The sequence below is a fragment of the Streptomyces graminilatus genome (assembly GCF_001418565.1).
Lineage (GTDB): Bacteria > Actinomycetota > Actinomycetes > Streptomycetales > Streptomycetaceae > Streptomyces > Streptomyces graminilatus.
In genome coordinates this window covers 1-3,664 of record NZ_LIQQ01000609.1, presented here as the reverse complement: position 1 = coordinate 3,664, position 3,664 = coordinate 1, and the positions used below count along the sequence as shown (strand labels likewise).

General features: G+C 67.3%; 3 protein-coding genes. All 3 read right to left on the bottom strand.

Annotation, left to right across the window (positions count from 1 at the left end; translation table 11 throughout):
- Positions 1-205: 205 nt before the first annotated feature.
- Entirely contained in the window at positions 206-1,594 is a 1,389-nt protein-coding gene (locus AOK08_RS37990; RefSeq protein WP_055534594.1) for a hypothetical protein, read from the bottom strand.
- Positions 1,584-2,204 carry a DUF6114 domain-containing protein gene (locus AOK08_RS37985; RefSeq protein ID WP_055534592.1) on the bottom strand — a complete coding sequence of 207 codons (621 nt, stop codon included), beginning with the start codon at positions 2,202-2,204 and terminating at the stop codon, positions 1,584-1,586. Before AOK08_RS37985 ends, AOK08_RS37990 begins: the two co-directional genes overlap by 11 nt.
- Positions 2,205-2,341: 137 nt before the next feature.
- Positions 2,342-2,983: a DUF6230 family protein gene (locus AOK08_RS37980; RefSeq protein ID WP_079054512.1), complete on the bottom strand. Its 642-nt coding sequence runs from the start codon at positions 2,981-2,983 to the stop codon at positions 2,342-2,344.
- Between the last annotated feature and the right edge of the window lie 681 nt (positions 2,984-3,664).

Below are 3,664 nucleotides of genomic sequence, written 5' to 3'. Positions count from 1 at the left end.
GTCAACACGCGCCCCCCGTGCCCCCCTTCCCCCGGGGACCACACCATCATGGCAGCGAAACAGCGCATACGAAACCGATAATTCGCCATTCCGTTCGAACGCTGCTCTCACCTCCCCCGCAAAGACCTGTGGCCCAACCCTCCGCCAACAGCGGTAGGCCGGGCCACAGTTCTCGGTGCGACTCCCGAACGGGGGACGTGAGCGCTCAGGTTATGTACTGGTGCATGCCCGGGATCGTCAGCGTGCCGCCGAACTGGCCCGCCTGAACGACCTTCACGTTCGTGAAGAAGATCAGGGGGATGTTCAGCGGAGGCGGGTTCTTAGGACTGAACGTCACCGGGAACAGGCCCAGCAGGTTGCCGGAGATGCTCTCCGTGTACATGATCGTCTTGCCGCCGGTGATCTTGGACGCCTTCTGCGGGTCCACGCTCTTCATCGCCTCGACGTGGTACGTCTTGCCGGAAGTCCGGTCCTTGACGATCTGGTGCAGGTTGCCGATGTCCGTACCGCCGGAGACCACGAACTTCAGGACGTCCTTGACCGTGCCGTCGGCGGTGCGCACCTTGACGATGCCCTGGTAGTCAGCGCCCTTGAGCGTCAGCGTGCTGGCTTCCAGGATCCACGGATCGACGGGCAGCGGGATGGTGTTGTCGACGCCGCCCCGGTCCTTGGTGGCGGCTGCCGGGCAGTTGTCCGTGTCCGCGTCGGTCGTCTCGCTCGCCGAGGGGCTCGGGGACGGGGTGGCGGCCACCTTCCCGGCTGTCTCCGTCGTGCCCTTGGCCGCGTCCCCTGCGGTGTCCTTGACGACCTTGGTGACCTTCACAGGCGACTTCTTGACCGTGGTGGAGTCGGGCTTGCCCTTGTCCGGCACCTCCGCGCGCGGCGTGGGTGACGCGACCGGCGTCGGAGCCGCAGTTTCGGCGGGGTCGGTGGTCTTCGTGGGCTCCGGGGCCGTGGTCTTCGTGTCCGCCGACGAGTCGCCGCCGCCCTTGAGGATCCCGGTGATCGCGTCGCCGATGGTGTCCAGCAGACCGCCGCCCGCTTCCTCGGGGGCGCCCTTGTCCGCCGAGGGGGTGGGGGCGGGTGTGCCCTTGCCGCTCTCGCCGCCGGTGTCGCCGCCACCGGCCGGCGCCGGCTTGCCCGCGGACGGCGTCGAAGTCGGCGCGGGGGCGGGCTTGGCCGGGTCGTCGGAACCTGGATCCGGCGACGTGGGTTCGTCCGTGGCCGCGTCTCCGCCTGAGTGGGGGGCGGCGGGAGCCGACGGAGTCGCCGTCGCCTTGCCCGAGTCCCCGTGAGGCGATTTCGGCGCCGAGGCGGCCGACGGCGAGGTGCCGTCCTCCATCGCCGCGACGCAGGCCTTGTACTCCTCGGCCGTCAGACTGTTCGTCTTCGCCTGGGCGTCGGCACGTGCAAGCGTCGGTGTGAAACCCATGCCCATGAGAACCGCGGTGGGCATCGCCGCCAGGGCTATCGCCTTTCCGGCCGGTACATGGAATCTGGTGAACAGCGGCTTTTTCGGGGCCGCGTGGCGCGGCCCGGTTCGCTCACGGGCCTCGTCCACCTCAAGCCCGTGGTTCACCTCGTCAGCCGGCACTTTGCCTCCCGTTCGCCCCGTTCACCGGGCTCGTTCCTGACAGATCGTTCGGCTCGTGCGGTTCGTTCGACTTGCTCATGTCCAGTCCGCTCGGCTCCGCCGCCGTGGGCGCTCCGTCGACGGCCTCGGCAGGCACAGGGGCCGGAGGGACCACAGCGGCGGGCGCAGCATCCGTGCCCCTGCCCGCCGGGTTCCCGTACCTCGAATCCGGCTCCGGCACGCCGGGCGCCCAGGCGATCGCCAACGCGCCGCCGACCAGAGCAGGCCCAAAGCCGAAGAAGAACCCGCCGAAGTTGGAGACCGGGAGGGACACCAGTCCCAGCAGAATCGCGGCGGTTCCGGCGAAGGTCCGTACGTGCTTCTGGAACCAGAGGCTGATGCCCAGGACGACGAGCAGGATCCCGATGATCAGTGATCCGGCGCCGGCCGTCGTGGACATACGGATCGTGAGCTGGCCGATCGTGAGGTTCGCGTACGGGAAGTACATGATCGGGACACCGCTGATCGCGACAAACAGACCGGCCCAGAACGGCCTCGTACCCCGCCAGGCGCTGAACTGCAGCACCAACCGGTCGAACGGACTGGGGTCGGCAGGAGTCTCGGCGCTCATGGAAACAGCTCCCTGGTGCGGTATTGCCGTAGTGAGAGGGTCTTTCGCCGGTCGTACGAGGGCGATCCGCGAAGACCTGGTCGGAGTGGAGCGGGCGGGGGGCGCCTCACGGCCTCCCCCCACCCGTCACCGAGTGCTTAGTAGCACTCGTGGGTACCCGTGACGACCTTCATGCTCAGGCCGGGCAGCGTGAAGGTTCCGGCGGTGGTGGCCCACGCCTTCTGCTTCACGCCGTACAGGTCGGCCGTGGCCGCCTGCTGGCCGAAGCCGTTGCCGTCCGAGAGCTCCGCGCCGCCCTTCATTGGCGGGTTCTTCAGAGACTTGGCGGCCACGCCGATGTTCATGTCACCGAACTCAGCCTTTTCGGCGCCGAGGTCCTCGACGTCGATGTACAGGTTCTTGGCAGTGACCTGCTTGTCCTTGTCGTCACTGTCGCCCGCGGTCAGCACCAGCGTGGCAGTGCCGAAGAACGGGATCCTCGGCGTGACGACCGACTGGCACATGTTCTGGATACGCGCATCGGCGAACGCCGACACCGCAACCGGGTGAGTGCCCTTCTCGCTCTTGGTGTCGTCCATGTCGACGGCGCCGTACTGCGAGAAGCCCGTGCCGTGGATTTCGTCAGCCCTGACCTTGAACGACTGGCCCGACACGCTGAACGAAGCGGCAAGGGCACCCTGCGCGAGGGCGACACCTATACATGCCGTAGCGGCAACGCTGGGCACCATGACCACAGCGAAACGCTTCCATCTGGTCCCGCCACGCACCTGGGACTCCATATTTCCTCCTTCTCGGACGTACATCTCCTGACCCTGACTGCCCCAGAACGGCGGCTCAGCCGGGCAGGGATGGGAGAAGTGCTACGTCCTCGGCAAGGAGAGCGCCCGCGCTCGACGGCGCGAACAGCGCCCGAATCACCGGCGATCACCCCCGAGCGACAACCACTGGCCACGCCTGACGCACATCAGACGCAACCTTGCCGGACAGGCTCCACCGGAAGGCGAAGACCCCCCTGTCCGAGAGCCGGCACCAATGCCGCCGACTCGCCCGGTGGGGATCCACAACTCCCGTCCGGCCGACTGGCTGTCGCGGTACGGGATAGGACCGAGCGACGCCGATCGTGGTGCATTCTCGCCGCCCGCACAAGGGGGCTCGTTACTGGCTAGTAACGGGCAGATAACCGAGTGGCGACCCGTGGGTGCCACCCGGCAACGCTGGGTGGATCTCAGGGGGGTGACAAACCGGGGGCTTCATGCCCCAAACCCGACAGGGCGACGCCCTCGACTTACTCCAAGTAACAGCGGCCGCTTTTACCAAGATTTGGCAAAGTGCGGCCGCGTCAGCAGTCGACCGGCGGATTTTTCAAACGAACAACACCCGCCGCCGCGTTTAGCGACAGGTCAGACGACTGATCAGGCGACCGATCAGACATCGACCCGCCCCTCACCTCGCCCCTCACC

Coding starts and splice junctions, on each gene's coding strand:
- AOK08_RS37985 (WP_055534592.1), bottom strand. CDS start 2,204: ATGAGCGCCGAGACTCCTGCCGACCCCAGTCCGTTCGACCGGTTGGTG.
- AOK08_RS37980 (WP_079054512.1), bottom strand. CDS start 2,983: ATGGAGTCCCAGGTGCGTGGCGGGACCAGATGGAAGCGTTTCGCTGTG.